General features: G+C 70.0%; 14 protein-coding genes and 1 pseudogene. All 15 read left to right on the top strand.

Annotation, left to right across the window (positions count from 1 at the left end; all coding sequences use genetic code 11):
* Positions 1–245: 245 nt before the first annotated feature.
* A complete protein-coding gene (locus ACIBEI_RS03650) occupies positions 246–2,042 on the top strand; it encodes a DUF5941 domain-containing protein (RefSeq protein WP_398885109.1) in 1,797 nt (598 codons plus the stop codon).
* On the top strand, positions 2,039–2,791 hold the full coding sequence (locus tag ACIBEI_RS03645; RefSeq protein WP_269649843.1) for a phosphocholine cytidylyltransferase family protein: 753 nt from the start codon (positions 2,039–2,041) through the stop codon (positions 2,789–2,791). The genes ACIBEI_RS03650 and ACIBEI_RS03645 overlap by 4 nt, the downstream gene beginning before the upstream one ends.
* Complete coding sequence (locus tag ACIBEI_RS03640; RefSeq protein WP_398884620.1) at positions 2,779–3,843, top strand: iron-containing alcohol dehydrogenase family protein; 1,065 nt, start codon at positions 2,779–2,781, stop codon at positions 3,841–3,843. Before ACIBEI_RS03645 ends, ACIBEI_RS03640 begins: the two co-directional genes overlap by 13 nt.
* Positions 3,821–4,600 (top strand): CDP-alcohol phosphatidyltransferase family protein, encoded by a 780-nt coding sequence (locus ACIBEI_RS03635; protein ID WP_398884618.1) that lies wholly within the window; start codon positions 3,821–3,823, stop codon positions 4,598–4,600. Before ACIBEI_RS03640 ends, ACIBEI_RS03635 begins: the two co-directional genes overlap by 23 nt.
* Complete coding sequence (locus ACIBEI_RS03630) at positions 4,597–5,481, top strand: glycosyltransferase family 2 protein (protein ID WP_398884617.1); 885 nt, start codon at positions 4,597–4,599, stop codon at positions 5,479–5,481. Before ACIBEI_RS03635 ends, ACIBEI_RS03630 begins: the two co-directional genes overlap by 4 nt.
* Positions 5,482–5,579: 98 nt before the next feature.
* Positions 5,580–6,509, top strand: a complete 930-nt coding sequence (locus ACIBEI_RS03625; protein ID WP_398884615.1) for an ABC transporter permease — start codon at positions 5,580–5,582, stop codon at positions 6,507–6,509.
* Positions 6,502–7,281: an ABC transporter ATP-binding protein gene (locus ACIBEI_RS03620; RefSeq protein WP_143634321.1), complete on the top strand. Its 780-nt coding sequence runs from the start codon at positions 6,502–6,504 to the stop codon at positions 7,279–7,281. Before ACIBEI_RS03625 ends, ACIBEI_RS03620 begins: the two co-directional genes overlap by 8 nt.
* 374 nt (positions 7,282–7,655) lie before the next feature.
* Positions 7,656–8,558: a squalene synthase HpnC gene (hpnC, locus tag ACIBEI_RS03615; RefSeq protein WP_398884613.1), complete on the top strand. Its 903-nt coding sequence runs from the start codon at positions 7,656–7,658 to the stop codon at positions 8,556–8,558.
* Between the two features lie 26 nt (positions 8,559–8,584).
* Positions 8,585–9,505 (top strand): presqualene diphosphate synthase HpnD, encoded by a 921-nt coding sequence (hpnD, locus tag ACIBEI_RS03610; protein ID WP_398884612.1) that lies wholly within the window; start codon positions 8,585–8,587, stop codon positions 9,503–9,505.
* Entirely contained in the window at positions 9,505–9,645 is a 141-nt protein-coding gene (locus tag ACIBEI_RS03605; protein WP_398884610.1) for a DUF6380 family protein, read from the top strand. The genes hpnD and ACIBEI_RS03605 overlap by 1 nt, the downstream gene beginning before the upstream one ends.
* A pseudogene (gene hpnE / locus ACIBEI_RS03600) lies at positions 9,630–11,066 on the top strand (hydroxysqualene dehydroxylase HpnE); the annotation flags it as partial. The gene ACIBEI_RS03605 and the pseudogene hpnE, both read left to right, overlap by 16 nt.
* Positions 11,063–12,193, top strand: coding sequence for a polyprenyl synthetase family protein (locus ACIBEI_RS03595; protein WP_398884608.1), 1,131 nt, complete (start codon positions 11,063–11,065; stop codon positions 12,191–12,193). The pseudogene hpnE and the gene ACIBEI_RS03595, both read left to right, overlap by 4 nt.
* Positions 12,194–12,305: 112 nt before the next feature.
* Positions 12,306–14,324, top strand: coding sequence for a squalene--hopene cyclase (shc, locus tag ACIBEI_RS03590; protein WP_398884607.1), 2,019 nt, complete (start codon positions 12,306–12,308; stop codon positions 14,322–14,324).
* Complete coding sequence (locus tag ACIBEI_RS03585) at positions 14,324–14,968, top strand: 1-hydroxy-2-methyl-2-butenyl 4-diphosphate reductase (RefSeq protein WP_398884605.1); 645 nt, start codon at positions 14,324–14,326, stop codon at positions 14,966–14,968. The genes shc and ACIBEI_RS03585 overlap by 1 nt, the downstream gene beginning before the upstream one ends.
* A 5-nt stretch (positions 14,969–14,973) precedes the next feature.
* Entirely contained in the window at positions 14,974–15,996 is a 1,023-nt protein-coding gene (hpnH, locus tag ACIBEI_RS03580) for an adenosyl-hopene transferase HpnH (protein ID WP_398884603.1), read from the top strand.
* Positions 15,997–15,998 lie beyond the last annotated feature (2 nt).

Genomic DNA, 15,998 nt, shown 5'->3' with positions numbered 1-15,998 from the left:
ATGCCGTGAATTGCGGTGGAATCAGCCGTGGTTTGTGGGCCGGGGCCCGGATCCCCGATGATGATCGCGGCGGACGCGGCACAGCAGACCCTGTTGATCGGGCCGTGAACGGCCGGTGAACGGTCCGTTCCCATCATCCGATAGCCTCTGCCGACACGCTGCCCGGCCGTCCCCGGCCTGGGGCGCCCCCCACCACGCACATGCCCGGCGTCGGCGTACGCCGGAACCCAGAGGAGTGAGTTCGTCTGTCGACCGCCATCCTCACCGGTCAGCCGGTCCCCGGGTCGTCGCTCGAGAACGATCTCCGGTCGCTCGGCTTCGACGTGCGGGTCGCCACTGACGCGGCCGACGCCGAGACACTCCTCGCCGCCGTCCCCGCGCACCAGCGGGTCGCCGTCGTCGACGCCCGCTTCGTGGGGCACGTCCACGCGCTGCGGCTCGGCCTGACAGACCCGCGCTTCGACGCCGCCGCGATCCCCGGTGCCGTCACCGCCCGGCCCGCGGCCCGTCCGGCGCTGACCCGCGCGCTGCGCACCGCCTCCGACGACGCCTCGAACGGCTCGGTGGTGGTCGGCATCCTCGCCGAGCGGATCGCGGAGGTCCTCGACACCGACCTGCACCGCCCCGAACTCGGCGAACTCGTCGCCGAGGTTCCGAGGGACCCGCAGGCCCGCAACGAGGCCCGGCAGGCCGTCACCGTCGTGGACGACGAGGCGATCCGGCTGCGTACGGCCGTGAAGTCCCGCGACGGCTTCTTCACGACGTACTGCATCAGCCCGTACTCCCGGTACATCGCCCGCTGGTGCGCCCGCCGCGGCCTCACGCCGAACCAGGTCACCACGGCCTCGCTGATCACCGCGCTGATCGCGGCGGGCTGCGCGGCGACCGGCACCCGCGCCGGCTACGTCGCCGCCGGCCTGCTGCTCCTCTTCTCCTTCGTCCTCGACTGCACGGACGGCCAGCTCGCCCGCTACTCCCTGCAGTACTCCACGCTCGGCGCCTGGCTCGACGCGACCTTCGACCGCGCCAAGGAGTACGCCTACTACGCGGGCCTCGCCCTCGGTGCGGCCCGCGGCGGTGACGACGTATGGGCGCTCGCCCTCGGCGCGATGGTCCTGCAGACCTGCCGGCACGTCGTCGACTTCTCCTTCAACGAGGCGAACCACGACGCCACCGCCAACACCAGCCCCACCGCGGCCCTTTCGGGACGGCTCGACAGCGTCGGCTGGACGGTCTGGCTGCGCCGCATGATCGTGCTGCCCATCGGCGAGCGCTGGGCGATGATCGCCGTCCTCACGGCCGTCACGACGCCCCGCATCACCTTCTACGTGCTGCTGATCGGCTGCGCCTTCGCCGCGACGTACACGACCGCGGGCCGGGTGCTCAGGTCCCTGACCCGCAAGGCACAGCGCACGGACCGGGCCGCCCAGGCCCTGGCCGACCTCACCGACCCCGGTCCGCTCGCCGAGTTCCTGGCCCGCCTGACGCGCGGCATGCGCCTCAGCGGCCCGGCCGCCGTCGCCCTGGTCGCCGGTGCACTCCTCGTGGGTGCCTCCTGGCTTTCCCCGTACGGCAGTTGGTGGCCCGTCCTGGGCGCCGGCGTGTACGTCCTGCTGTCGCCCGTGGCCCTGCAGCGGCCACTGAAGGGCGCCCTGGACTGGCTGGTTCCGCCGTTCTACCGGGCGGCCGAATACGGGACCGTTCTGGTACTGGCGGCCAAAGCCGATGTGAACGGCGCCCTTCCGGCAGCTTTCGGGCTGGTGGCGGCCGTCGCCTACCATCACTACGACACGGTGTACCGCATCCGCGGCAACGCCGGCGCGCCGCCGCACTGGCTGGTGCGGGCGATCGGCGGGCACGAAGGCAGGACGCTGCTGGTCACCGTCCTGGCCGCGCTGCTCACCGCCACAGATTTCAAGGTCGCGCTCACGGCTCTCGCCGTGGCCGTGGCGCTCGTGGTGCTCGTCGAGAGCATCCGCTTCTGGGTGACCGCCCACAAACTCGGCGCACCCGCCGTACACGATGAAGGAGAACCCGCATGATCGGCCTCGTGCTGGCTGCCGGCGCCGGACGGCGTCTGCGCCCCTACACCGACACCCTGCCCAAGGCACTGGTGCCGGTGGGACCCGAGGGCAACGAGGACAGCATCACCGTGCTCGACCTCACGCTCGGCAACTTCGCCGAGATCGGCCTGACCGAGGTCGCGATCATCGTCGGTTACCGCAAGGAAGCCGTCTACGAGCGTCGCGAGGCGCTGGAGCAGAAGTACGGCGTCAAGATCACGCTGATCGACAACGACAAGGCCGAGGAGTGGAACAACGCCTACTCCCTGTGGTGCGGCCGTGACGCCATCAAGCACTCGGTGATCCTCGCCAACGGCGACACCGTGCACCCGGTCTCCGTCGAGAAGACCCTGCTCGCCGCCCGCGGCGACGGCAAGAAGATCATCCTCGCCCTCGACACGGTGAAGTCCCTCGCCGACGAGGAGATGAAGGTCGTCGTCGGCCCCGAGGGCGGCATGACCAAGATCACCAAGCTGATGGACCCGGCCGAGGCGACCGGTGAGTACATCGGCGTCACCCTCATCGAGGGCGACGCGGCCGACGAGCTGGCCGACGCGCTGAAGACGGTCTTCGAGACCGACCCGCAGCAGTTCTACGAGCACGGCTACCAGGAGCTCGTGAACCGCGGCTTCCGCATCGACGTGGCCCCCATCGGCGACGTCAAGTGGGTCGAGATCGACAACCACGACGACCTCGCAAAGGGACGTGAAATCGCGTGCCAGTACTGACGAGGCTCATCCCCTCGCCGGTCGTCGTCGACATCCGTCCCGGCGCGCTCGACGATCTGGCGACGATCCTGTCGGACCAGCGCATCGCGCCGTCGGGCCGGCTGGCCTTCGCGATCAGTGCCGGCTCCGGCGCTGCGCTGCGCGACCGGTTCGCCCCCGCTTTTCCGGACGCCGACTGGTTCAGCGACGCCGACGGCACCATCGATGGTGCCGTCCGTCTCGCCGACTCGATCAAGAAGGGCGGTCACTACGACGCCGTGGTCGGGCTCGGCGGCGGCAAGGTCATCGACTGTGCGAAGTACGCCGCGGCACGGGTGGGCCTGCCGCTCGTCGCGGTGGCCACGAACCTCGCCAACGACGGTCTCTGCTCCCCGGTCGCCACGCTCGACAACGACGCGGGCCGCGGCTCGTACGGTGTGCCCAACCCGATCGCGATCGTCATCGACCTCGACGTCATCCGCGAGGCTCCGGTGCGGTTCGTACGGGCCGGCATCGGCGATGTGATCTGCAAGATCTCGGCCGTCGCGGACTGGGAGCTGTCGCACCGGGAGAACGGTGAGCAGGTCGACGGCCTGGCCGCCGCCATGGCCCGTCAGGCCGCGGAAGCGGTGCTGCGCCACCCGGGAGGTGTCGGCGACGACGCCTTCCTGACGACGCTCTCCGAGGCGCTGGTCCTGTGCGGCATCTCGATGTCGGTGGCCGGTGACAGCCGCCCGGCATCCGGCGCCTGCCACGAGATCAGCCACGCCTTCGACCTCAGCTTCCCCAAGCGCAGCGCCCTCCACGGCGAGCAGTGCGGCCTCGGCGGAGCGTTCGCCACGTTCCTGCGGGGCGACCACGAGACGGCCGGGCACATGACGGAGGTCCTCAACCGCCACGGCCTCCCCGTGCTCCCGGACGAGATCGGCTTCACCGTCGACGAGTTCGTCCAGGTCGTGGAGTTCGCTCCGTCGACCCGGCCCGGCCGCTACACGATCCTCGAACACCTCGACCTGTCCACCGACCAGATCAGGGACGCATACGCCGACTATGCAAAAGCCATCGGTAGCTGAGCTCCGCCCGGTCGTTCACCCCCCGGGTGTGAAGGACCGGCGGAGCGGCGAGCACTGGGGAGGCCGGCTCTACATGCGCGAGATCTCGCTGCGCATCGACCGGCACCTGGTGAACACCAAGGTCACGCCCAACCAACTGACCTACGTGATGACCGTCTTCGGCGTGCTCGCCGCCCCGGCCCTGCTGGTGCCGGGCATCCCGGGCGCCCTGCTGGGCGTACTGATGGTCCAGCTCTACCTGCTGTTCGACTGCGTCGACGGCGAGATCGCCCGCTGGCGCAAGCAGTACTCGATGACCGGGGTGTACGTCGACCGCGTCGCCGCCTACCTGTGCGACGCCGCGGTCCTGGTCGGTTTCGGCCTGCGCGCCGCGGACCTGTGGGGCACCGGGCGGATCGACTGGCTGTGGGCCTTCCTCGGCACGCTGGCCGCCCTCGGCGCCGTTCTGATCAAGTCCGAGACGGACCTCGTCGGGGTCGCCCGGCACCAGACCGGCAAGGAGCCGGTCCAGGAGTCGGCGTCCGAGCCGCGCTCCTCCGGCATGGCGTTGGCCCGCCGGGCCGCCGGCGCGCTCAAGTTCCACCGGCTCGTCCTCGGCATAGAGGCCTCCCTGCTGATCCTGGTCCTCGCGGTCCTGGACACGGTCAGGGACGACCTGTTCTTCTCGCGGCTCGGCGTCGCGGTCCTGGCCGGCATCGCGCTGCTGCAGACCGTGCTGCACCTGGTGTCCATCCTGGCTTCGAGCAGGCTGAAGTGAGCACGTCCATGAAGGTCGGCGCGGTGATCATCACCATGGGCAACCGCCCCGACGAACTCCGTGCCCTCCTCGACTCGGTCGCCAAGCAGGACGGCGACCCGGTCCAGGTGGTCGTGGTCGGCAACGGCTCGCCCGTACCGGACGTCCCCGCGGGCGTACGGACGGTCGAGCTGGCCGAGAACCTCGGCATCCCAGGCGGCCGCAACGTCGGCATCGAGGCGTTCGGCCCCGGCGGCACCGACGTGGACGTCCTTCTCTTCCTGGACGACGACGGCCTCCTCGCGAACCACGACACCGCGGAACTCTGCCGGCAGGCCTTCGCGGCCGACCCGGAACTCGGCATCATCAGCTTCCGCATCGCCGACCCCGAGACCGGGGTAACCCAGCGCCGCCACGTACCCCGGCTGCGCGCCTCCGACCCGATGCGCAACTCACGCGTCACCACCTTCCTCGGCGGAGCCAACGCCGTCCGTACGAAGGTGCTCGGCCAGGTCGGCGGACTGCCCGACGAGTTCTTCTACGCCCACGAGGAGACCGACCTCGCCTGGCGTGCCCTCGACGCGGGCTGGATGATCGACTACCGCTCGGACATGGTGCTGTACCACCCCGCGACCGCCCCCTCGCGGCACGCGATCTACCACCGGATGGTCGCCCGCAACCGTGTCTGGCTGGCCCGTCGAAATCTGCCCGCGCCGCTGGTTCCCGTGTATCTCGGCGTGTGGATGCTGCTGACCCTCGCCCGACGCCCCTCCCGCCCCGCGCTGAGAGCCTGGTTCGGTGGTTTCAAGGAGGGCTGGACCAGTCCGTGCGGCCCCCGGCGCCCCATGAAGTGGCGTACGGTATGGCGCCTGACCAGACTGGGCCGGCCACCCGTCATCTGACAAGCTCGAAATCTGAGAGCATTCGGGCCGTACCCCGGTCCCTGGCTTTGGCCTACGCCCGACCAGGCTGCGTATCTTGAGGACGAAAGTTTCCACTTGTGAGTGAGACAACGCATGACGGTGGTGTCGCGGTGAGCGCCCCTCCGTCGCCCGATGAAGGGCTCTCCGCGGCGGACCTCGCCGCCAAGTACGGGCTTGCCGTCAGCGGCGCCCGGCCCGGACTCGTCGAGTACGTCCGCCAGCTCTGGGGACGGCGTCACTTCATCCTTGCCTTCTCGCAGGCGAAGCTGACCGCCCAGTACAGCCAGGCCAAGCTCGGCCAGCTCTGGCAGGTGGCCACACCGCTGCTGAACGCACTCGTGTACTTCCTGATCTTCGGCCTGATCCTGGGCGCCGACCGCGGCATGCCCCAGGAGGTCTACATCCCGTTCCTGGTGACGGGCGTCTTCGTCTTCACCTTCACCCAGAGCTCGGTGATGGCGGGCGTCCGCGCGATCTCCGGGAACCTCGGTCTGGTCAGGGCGCTGCACTTCCCGCGCGCCGCGCTGCCGATCTCGTTCTCGCTGCAGCAGCTCCAGCAGCTGCTCTTCTCGATGATCGTGCTGTTCGTCGTGGCGGTCGGCTTCGGCAGCTACCCGCGGCTGTCCTGGCTGCTGATCCTCCCGGTGCTGGCCCTGCAGTTCCTCTTCAACACCGGCCTCGCGATGATCATGGCCCGGATGGGCGCCAAGACCCCGGACCTCGCGCAGCTCATGCCGTTCGTGATGCGTACGTGGATGTACGCGTCCGGCGTGATGTTCTCGATCCCCGTGATGCTGGAGAAGCACCCCGCCTGGATCGCCGACATCCTCCAGTGGAACCCGGCCGCCATCTACATGGACCTGATGCGCTTCGCGCTGATCGACGGTTACGGTTCCGAGAACCTGCCCCCGCACGTGTGGGCGGTCTCCGCCGGCTGGGCCCTCCTCGTCGCCGTCGGCGGATTCGTGTACTTCTGGAAGGCTGAGGAGCGCTACGGCCGTGGCTGAGGAAAACACCGGGGGCCAGATCCCCACCGTCATCGCGGACGAGTTGCACATCGTCTACCGGGTCAACGGCGCCAAGACCGGCAAGGGCAGCGCCACCGCGGCCCTCAGCCGCATAATCAAGCGCGGCGAGGACCGTGGCGTCCGCAAGGTGCACGCCGTCCGGGGGGTCTCCTTCAAGGCCTACCGCGGCGAGGCCATCGGCCTGATCGGCTCCAACGGCTCCGGCAAGTCCACCCTGCTGCGGGCCATCGCGGGACTGCTTCCCGCCGAGAAGGGGCACGTCTACACCGACGGCCAGCCCTCGCTCCTCGGCGTCAACGCGGCCCTGATGAACGACCTCACGGGCGAGCGGAACGTCATCCTCGGCGGGCTCGCCATGGGTATGTCCCGCGAGCAGGTCCGGGAGCGCTATCAGGACATCGTCGACTTCTCCGGTATCAACGAGAAGGGCGACTTCATCACCCTGCCGATGCGCACCTACTCCTCCGGTATGGCCGCGCGGCTGCGCTTCTCCATCGCGGCGGCCAAGGACCACGACGTCCTGATGATCGACGAGGCCCTGGCGACCGGCGACCGCTCCTTCCAGAAGCGCTCCGAGGCCCGCATCCGCGAGCTGCGCAAGAGCGCGGGCACGGTCTTCCTCGTCAGCCACAACAACAAGTCGATCCGTGACACGTGCGACCGCGTGCTGTGGCTGGAGCGCGGCGAGCTGCGCCTGGACGGCCCGACCGACGAGGTCATCAAGGAGTACGAGAAGTTCACGGGCAAGTAGCCCGAATCGCCCAGGGCCCCGTCGGAACGTTCCGGCGGGGCCCTGCGTCTGCAAAGGAAACGCCAACTCTGGGCGTCCTTGGGAATCTTGACGCCAATCGGTGTCTTGTTGTGATGTGCAGGACACCCCGACGAGGCATGGCGGGTTGTACAACGTAAGCTGTACCGGTGCTGATTCGCGGCAAGTAGGGCGATAATGCGCGACACCCGGCATAGGGTCTGCTGCGCGGACGACCGGGCGGCGTGTCCGAAATAGTCTGTATTGGGTCGGCAGTGTAGAACGGGAGATGTGACGGCGATGGCTACGGAAACTCTCCAGCTCAGCTGTGCGCGTGCCGTCTTCGCTTGTGCCGTTCCCGGCCCGGGCAGTGAGCGGTGACGCCAGCCGGGACGGCGCGCGCCGGTGACCCGGAGCGCAGCACCCTGGACAAGGCCACGGACGAGAACTTCCCCGTGGCACCGTTCTTCCTGCCCAGGGCCTGGCGCGCCGACCTCATCGCCGTCTACGGCTTCGCCCGCCTGGTCGACGACATCGGCGACGGCGACCTGGCCCCCGGCGGTGCCGACGCCCGCCTCCTGGGCGTTTCCCCCGAGGAGGCCGAGGACCGGCTGCTCCTCCTCGACGCCTTCGAGGCCGACCTCCACAGGGTCTTCGACGCGACCCCTCGCCACCCGCTCCTGCGCCGCCTCCAGCCGACGGTCCGCCGCACCGGGCTGACCCCCGAGCCCTTCCTCGGCCTGATCGCGGCGAACCGCCAGGACCAGCTCGTCAAGCGGTACGAGACCTACGACGACCTCGTCGCCTACTGCGAACTGTCCGCGAACCCGGTCGGCCGTCTGGTCCTCTCGGTCACCGGCACCTCGACCCCCGAGCGGATCCGCCGCTCGGACGCCGTCTGCACGGCACTGCAGATCGTCGAGCACCTCCAGGACGTGGCCGAGGATCTGGACCGCGACCGTGTCTATCTGCCCGCCGAGGACATGAAGCGCTTTCATGTCCAGGAGGCGGATCTCGCCACGGCCACGGCAGGCGCATCGGTGCGCGCACTGGTTGCATACGAAGCAGAACGCGCCCTGAACCTCCTGAATGAAGGCACCCCCCTCGTGGGTAGCGTCCACGGCAGGCTGAGGCTGCTGCTCGCGGGCTTCGTTGCAGGAGGAAGGGCGGCAATCCGTGCGATTGCCGCCGCCGAATACGACGTACTTTCCGGCCCGCCCAAGCCCGGCAAGATCCAGTTGCTGCGCGAGGTGGGAGTGACTCTGCGAGGAGAGGGGTGATCCGGACCGTGGAGGCTCCGCCGCACATGTCCGCACCGGTACTCGCCGCATACAGCTACTGCGAGGCGATCACCGGGCAGCAGGCCCGCAATTTCGCGTACGGCATCAGACTGCTGCCGACGCCCAAGCGTCGCGCCATGTCGGCGCTGTACGCGTTCTCGCGCCGCGTCGACGACATCGGGGACGGCACACTCGCTCCCGACGTCAAGGCCGCGCGCCTCGAAGACACCCGGGCGCTGCTCGCCCGGGTCCGCGACCGCTCCGTGGACGACGACGACACCGATCCGGTCGCGGTCGCCCTCAGCCACACGGCGGATCACTTCCCGGTCCCGCTGGACGGCCTCGACGAGCTGATCGACGGCGTCCTCATGGACGTCCGCGGCGAGACCTACGAGACCTGGGACGACCTCAAGGTCTACTGCCGCTGCGTGGCAGGCGCCATCGGCCGCCTCTCGCTAGGCGTCTTTGGTACGGAACCGGGGGCGCGCGGCACCGAGCGGGCGCCCGAGTACGCCGACACACTCGGGCTCGCGCTGCAACTCACCAACATCCTCAGGGATGTTCGCGAGGACGCGGAGGACGGGCGGACCTATCTGCCGGCGGACGACCTGGCGAAATTCGGCTGCTCGGCCGGCTTCGACGGAGCGTATCCACCGGCCGGTTCCGACTTCGCGGGCCTCGTCCACTTCGAAGTGCGACGGGCCCGCGCGCTTTTCGCGGAGGGCTACCGGCTGCTGCCCATGCTGGACCGCCGCAGCGGCGCCTGCGTCGCCGCCATGGCCGGCATCTACCGCCGCCTCCTCGACCGCATCGAGCGCGAGCCGGAGGCCGTCCTGCGCGGCCGTGTCTCGCTGCCCGGCCGCGAGAAGGCGTACGTCGCCGTGCGGGGCCTTTCCGGCCTCGACGCCCGGCACGTCTCGCGCCGAACCATCAGGAGGCGCGCTTGATGGACACTTTGGGCCAAGATGACGCAAGTCCCGGGAAACGGCGCGCAACCCTCCGGTCGGGGACCGCGTCCCTGACTTCAACGGCCGACCGTGCACTGCTCGATCAGCACGGCCGGGCCTCGGGGGAAGGTGCACGATGAACGACACGACGCAGGACGAGGGGCTCGACGCGGATCAGCGGAGCCGCCCGGCGACGGCCGTGGTGGTCGGCGGGGGGCTCGCCGGAATCACCACCGCGCTCGCGCTGGCCGACTCCGGGGTGCGCGTGACGCTGGTGGAGGGCAGGCCGCGCCTCGGCGGGCTGGCCTTCTCCTTCCAGCGCGGCGCTCTCACCGTGGACAACGGCCAGCATGTGTATCTGCGCTGCTGCACCGCGTACCGCTGGTTCCTCGACCGCGTCGACGGAGCGGAGCTTGCTCCCTTGCAGGATCGTCTCGACGTGCCCGTTCTCGACGCGGAGGCGAAACCCGGACGCAGACTCGGCAGAATCGGCCGCACGGCTCTGCCCGTACCGCTGCATCTCGCGAAAAGCCTCGCTACCTATCCCCATCTGTCGCTCGCCGAGCGCGCCAAAGTAGGACGTGCCGCGCTGGCCCTCAAGGGCCTCGACCTCGCGGATCCGGCGCTCGACGCGCAGAACTTCGGCACCTGGCTGGCCGCGCACGGTCAGTCGGAGCGTGCCATCGAGGCACTGTGGGACCTGGTGGGGGTCGCCACCCTCAACGCGGTGGCCGGCGATGCTTCGCTCGGGCTCGCCGCGATGGTGTTCAAGACCGGGCTGCTCTCCGACCCGGGCGCGGCCGACATCGGCTGGGCACGCGTCCCGTTGGGTGAACTGCACGACCGGCTGGCCCGCAAGGCGCTCGACTCCGCGGGCGTCCGTACCGAACTTCGGACACGGGTCACCTCCATCTCCCAACACGGGAACGGCCGTTGGAGCGTTCAGGTTCCCGGCGAGACGCTCGACGCCGACGCGGTCGTGCTCGCCGTACCGCAGCGCGAGGCCCACGATCTGCTGCCCGACGGCGCGCTCGACGCCCCTGAACAGCTCCTCGACATCGGTACGGCGCCGATCCTCAACATCCACGTCGTGTACGACCGCAAGGTGCTCGGCCGGCCGTTCTTCGCCGCGCTCGGCTCACCGGTGCAGTGGGTCTTCGACCGGACCGAGGCGTCCGGGCTCTCGGACGGCCAGTACCTGGCGCTGTCGCAGTCGGCCGCGCAGGACGAGATCGACGCACCCGTCTCGGCACTGCGCGAGCGGTACCTGCCGGAGCTGGAGCGGCTGCTGCCCGGCACCCGCGGTGCCGAGGTCCGGGACTTCTTCGTGACCAGGGAGCGTACGGCGACGTTCGCTCCGACCCCCGGCGTCGGGCGGCTGCGGCCCGGCGCCCGTACCAAGGCACCCGGCCTCTACCTGGCCGGCGCGTGGACCGCCACAGGGTGGCCCGCGACCATGGAGAGTGCGGTCCGCAGTGGCGTGAGTGCGGCGGACGCCGCGCTGAGCGCCCTGGGCCGGCCCCGCGATCACCTCTTCGAGCTCTTCGAGGAGGCGGCGTGACGCTCGAACTGAGCGCGGCGGGCCCCCGCACCCCCCGTATCACCACAAGAGGAGAGACTGTGCCCACTGTGCCCCCGGCATCGACGGCTGCCGACGCGGTGGACGTGACCGCGCTCCTGGAGCGCGGCCGGACCCTGGCCACTCCGGTACTGAGGGCGGCCATCAACCGCCTCGCCCCTCCCATGGACACCGTCGCCGCCTACCACTTCGGCTGGATCGACGCCGAAGGCAACCCCGCGGAGGGAGACGGCGGCAAGGCCGTACGTCCCGCCCTCGCCGTCATGTCCGCCGAGGCCGCCGGTGCGGCCCCCGAGGTGGGCGTGCCGGGCGCGGTCGCCGTTGAACTGGTGCACAACTTCTCGCTCCTGCACGACGACCTGATGGACGGCGACGAGCAGCGCCGCCACCGTGACACCGTCTGGAAGGTGCACGGCCCCGCCCAGGCGATCCTCGTCGGCGACGCCCTGTTCGCGCTGGCCAACGAGCTGCTCCTGGAACTCGGCACGGTCGAGGCGGGCCGTGCCACGCGCCGCCTGACCACCGCCACCCGCGCCCTGATCGACGGTCAGGCGCAGGACATCTCCTACGAGCACCGCGACCGGGTCAGCGTCGAGGAGTGCCTGGAGATGGAGGGCAACAAGACGGGCGCCCTGCTCGCCTGCGCCTGCTCCATCGGCGCGGTCCTCGGCGGCGCCGACGACGTCACCGCCGACACGCTGGAGAGGTACGGCTACCACCTCGGCCTCGCCTTCCAGGCCGTCGACGACCTGCTCGGCATCTGGGGCGACCCGGTGGCCACCGGCAAGCAGACCTGGAGCGACCTGCGCCAGCGCAAGAAGTCCCTGCCGGTCGTCGCCGCGCTCGCCGCGGGCGGCCCGGCCTCCGAGCGCCTCGGTGAACTGCTCGCCGAGGACGCCAAGAGCAGCGACTTCGAGAACTTCTCCGAGGAGGAGTTCGCCGTACGTGCCGCGCTCATCGAGGAGGCGGGCGGCCGCGAGTGGACCGCCCAGGAGGCGCGCCGCCAGCACACCATCGCCATCGAGGCGCTCGACACGATCCTCATGCCGGACCACGTACGGGCCCAGTTCGTGGAGCTCGCCGACTTCGTCGTCGTACGGAAGAGATGATCACTATCGGTCGAATAAGCCTCGCGTAGTCGCCGGCCGGTGCCGCGGGAGAACGAGCACCGGCCGACGGCGGACCCACAGCAGAGACATGCCACTGCACGAAGGGGAAGCCATGACAGCGACGACCGACGGAAGCACCGGGGCCCTGCCGCCCCGCGCAGCCGCGGCCAGCGAAACCACAGAAGTCACGACTCCCGAGGCGGCCGGGACAGTCGACACCCGAGACGCCGCCGAGCGCGCGATACTGCGCGCCACCGACTTCCTGCTCTCCACGCAGGACGCCCAGGGCTGGTGGAAGGGCGACCTCGAGACCAACGTCACGATGGACGCCGAAGACCTGCTGCTCCGCCAGTTCCTGGGCATCCGCGACGAGGCCACCACCCGCGCCGCCGGCCTCTTCATCCGCGGCGAGCAGCGCGAGGACGGCACCTGGGCCACCTTCTACGGCGGACCCGGCGAACTCTCCACCACCATCGAGGCGTACGTCGCCCTGCGGCTGGCCGGTGACGCGCCGGACGAGCCGCACATGGCGAGGGCGTCCGCGTGGATCCGCGAGCGGGGCGGCATCGCCTCGGCCCGGGTCTTCACCCGGATCTGGCTCGCCCTGTTCGGCTGGTGGAAGTGGGACGACCTGCCCGAACTCCCGCCGGAGCTCATCTACTTCCCCAAGTGGGTACCGCTCAACATCTACGACTTCGGGTGCTGGGCGCGGCAGACCATCGTGCCGCTCACCGTCGTCTCGGCGAAGCGTCCGGTACGGCCCGCGCCGTTCCCGCTCGACGAGCTGCACACCGACGCGGACAACCCGAATCCGGTCAAACCCCTTGCCCCCGTGGGGAGTTGGGACGGGGTCTTCCAGCGGCTCGACAAGGCCCTGCACACCTACCGCAAGGTCGCGCCGCGCCGGCTCCGCAGGGCCGCGATGAACACCGCCGCCCGCTGGATCATCGAGCGGCAGGAGAACGACGGCTGCTGGGGAGGCATCCAGCCGCCCGCCGTGTACTCGATCATCGCGCTGCACCTGCTGGGCTACGACCTTCAACACCCGGTGATGCGCGAGGGGTTGGCATCCCTCGACCGCTTCACCGTCTGGCGCGAGGACGGGGCCCGGATGATCGAGGCCTGCCAGTCGCCGGTGTGGGACACCTGCCTCGCGACCATCGCGCTCGCCGACGCGGGCGTGCCCGCCGACCACCCGCAGCTGGTGAAGGCCGCGGACTGGATGCTCGGAGAGGAGATCGTCCGCCCGGGGGACTGGGCGGTCAAGCGGCCCCATCTGCCGCCGGGCGGCTGGGCGTTCGAGTTCCACAACGACAACTACCCCGACATCGACGACACCGCCGAGGTCGTCCTCGCGCTGCGCCGCGTCAAGCACCACGACCCGGAGCGCATGGAGAAGGCCATCGGGCGCGGGGTGCGCTGGAACCTCGGCATGCAGTCGAGGAACGGCGCGTGGGGCGCCTTCGACGTCGACAACACCAGCCCCTTCCCCAACCGGCTGCCCTTCTGCGACTTCGGCGAGGTCATCGACCCGCCGTCCGCCGACGTCACGGCGCATGTCGTGGAGATGCTCGCGATCGAGGGACTGTCCCACGACCCGCGCACCCGCCGCGGCATCGAGTGGCTGCTCGCCGAACAGGAGGCGAACGGCTCCTGGTTCGGCCGCTGGGGCGTCAACTACGTATACGGAACCGGGTCGGTGGTGCCCGCGCTGGTCGCCGCCGGACTGCCCGGATCGCATCCCGCGATCCGCCGGGCCGTGGCGTGGCTGGAGACCGTGCAGAACGATGACGGCGGCTGGGGCGAGGACCTGCGCTCCTACCACGAGGTCGCCGAGTGGAGCGGGCGCGGCGCCTCGACCGCCTCCCAGACCGGGTGGGCGCTGCTGGCGCTGCTCGCGGCCGGGGAGCGCGACTCCAAGGCCGCCGAGCGCGGTGTCGCATGGCTCGCGGAGACCCAGCTGGCGGACGGCTCCTGGGACGAGCCGTACTTCACCGGTACGGGGTTCCCGTGGGACTTCTCCATCAACTACCACCTCTACCGGCAGGTCTTCCCGCTCACCGCGCTCGGCCGGTACGTCAACGGCGAACCGTTCGCCGACCGGCAGGCCTCCTTCGGCAGGGCGAGCTGATGAGCACGAAACCGGGCGCCGCCCCGCTGCTGATCGCCTGTGCGCTCGGCATCGAGCAGCTGGCCCTGCGCACCGGCGGCGACCGGGGCAGCGCCGACGGCCCGGTCACCGTGCTGCGTACGGGCATGGGGCCGGGTGCCGCCGAACGGGCGGTCACCCGGGCCCTGGCCGGCCCCGCGCTGAACGGGGCGGCCGTGCTGGCCACGGGCTTCTGTGCCGGGCTCGCCCCCGGCATGCACCCGGGGGACCTGGTCGTCGCCGACGAGACCCGGGACCCGCGCGGCACCACGCCCTGCGTGGGCACCGACCTGCTCGTCAAGGAACTGGCACGCGCCCTGCCCGGGCGCACCGTCCACACGGGGCCGCTCACCGGCTCCGACCACGTCGTCCGCGGTCAGGAACGGTCGGAACTGCTCGCGACCGGCGCGATCGCGGTCGACATGGAGTCGGCGGCCACGCTCCACAGCGCCGTACGCGCGGGCACGCGCCCGGTTGCGGCCGTCCGGGTGGTCGTGGACGCTCCAGAACATGAACTCGTCCGGATCGGCACGGTGCGCGGTGGAATATCAGCCTTCCGCGTTCTTCGTGCCGTTCTTCCAGCTTTCTTCGAATGGCACCGTTCTTTGCTGCTCCCCAGGAGGTGAGCCAGATGGCCATGCCGCTCCGCCAGACCATCAAGGTCGCGACGTATCTCTTTGAACAGAAACTGCGCAAGCGGGACAAGTTTCCGCTGATCGTCGAGCTTGAACCGCTCTACGCCTGCAATCTGGCATGCGAGGGCTGCGGCAAGATCCAGCACCCGGCCGGAGTGCTCAAGCAGCGCATGCCGGTGGCCCAGGCCGTCGGGGCGGTGCTGGAGTCCGGTGCGCCGATGGTGTCCATCGCCGGCGGCGAACCCCTGATGCACCCGAAGATCGACGAGATCGTGCGGCAGCTGGTGGCCAGGAAGAAGTACGTCTTCCTGTGCACCAACGCCATGCTGCTGCGCAAGAAGATGGACAAGTTCACACCCTCGCCGTACTTCGCCTTCGCCGTGCACATCGACGGCCTGCGCGAGCGGCACGACGAGTCCGTCGCGAAGGAGGGAGTGTTCGACGAGGCCGTGGCGGCCATCAAGGAGGCCAAGAAGCGCGGCTTCCGGGTCACCACCAACTCGACCTTCTTCAACACCGACACCCCGCAGACGATCATCGAGGTCCTCAACTTCCTCAATGACGACCTGCACGTGGACGAGATGATGATCTCGCCCGCGTACGCCTACGAGAAGGCGCCCGACCAGGAGCACTTCCTGGGCGTCGAGCAGACCCGCGAACTGTTCAAGAAGGCCTTCGCGGGCGGCAACCGGCGGCGCTGGCGGCTCAACCACTCCCCGCTCTTCCTGGACTTCCTGGAGGGCAAGGTCGACTTCCCGTGCACGGCGTGGGCGATCCCCAACTACTCGCTGTTCGGCTGGCAGAAGCCCTGCTACCTGATGAGCGACGGATACGTCACGACGTACCGGGAACTCATCGAGGACACCGACTGGGACTCGTACGGCCGCGGCAAGGACCCGCGCTGCGCCAACTGCATGGCGCACTGCGGCTACGAGCCGACCGCGGTCCTGGCCACCATGGACTCCCTCAAGGAGTCCCTGCGGGCCGCCCGTGACACCGTCTCCGGAAACCGCGGGTGACG

Origin of the sequence: Streptomyces sp. NPDC050988 (assembly GCF_044456225.1) — a bacterium.
Lineage (GTDB): Bacteria > Actinomycetota > Actinomycetes > Streptomycetales > Streptomycetaceae > Streptomyces.
This window is presented reverse-complemented; position numbering and strand designations above follow the sequence as displayed.

Coding starts and splice junctions, on each gene's coding strand:
- ACIBEI_RS03645 (WP_269649843.1), top strand. CDS start 2,039: ATGATCGGCCTCGTGCTGGCTGCCGGCGCCGGACGGCGTCTGCGCCCC.
- ACIBEI_RS03635 (WP_398884618.1), top strand. CDS start 3,821: ATGCAAAAGCCATCGGTAGCTGAGCTCCGCCCGGTCGTTCACCCCCCG.
- hpnD (WP_398884612.1), top strand. CDS start 8,585: ATGTCCGCACCGGTACTCGCCGCATACAGCTACTGCGAGGCGATCACC.
- ACIBEI_RS03605 (WP_398884610.1), top strand. CDS start 9,505: ATGGACACTTTGGGCCAAGATGACGCAAGTCCCGGGAAACGGCGCGCA.
- shc (WP_398884607.1), top strand. CDS start 12,306: ATGACAGCGACGACCGACGGAAGCACCGGGGCCCTGCCGCCCCGCGCA.
- ACIBEI_RS03585 (WP_398884605.1), top strand. CDS start 14,324: ATGAGCACGAAACCGGGCGCCGCCCCGCTGCTGATCGCCTGTGCGCTC.
- hpnH (WP_398884603.1), top strand. CDS start 14,974: ATGGCCATGCCGCTCCGCCAGACCATCAAGGTCGCGACGTATCTCTTT.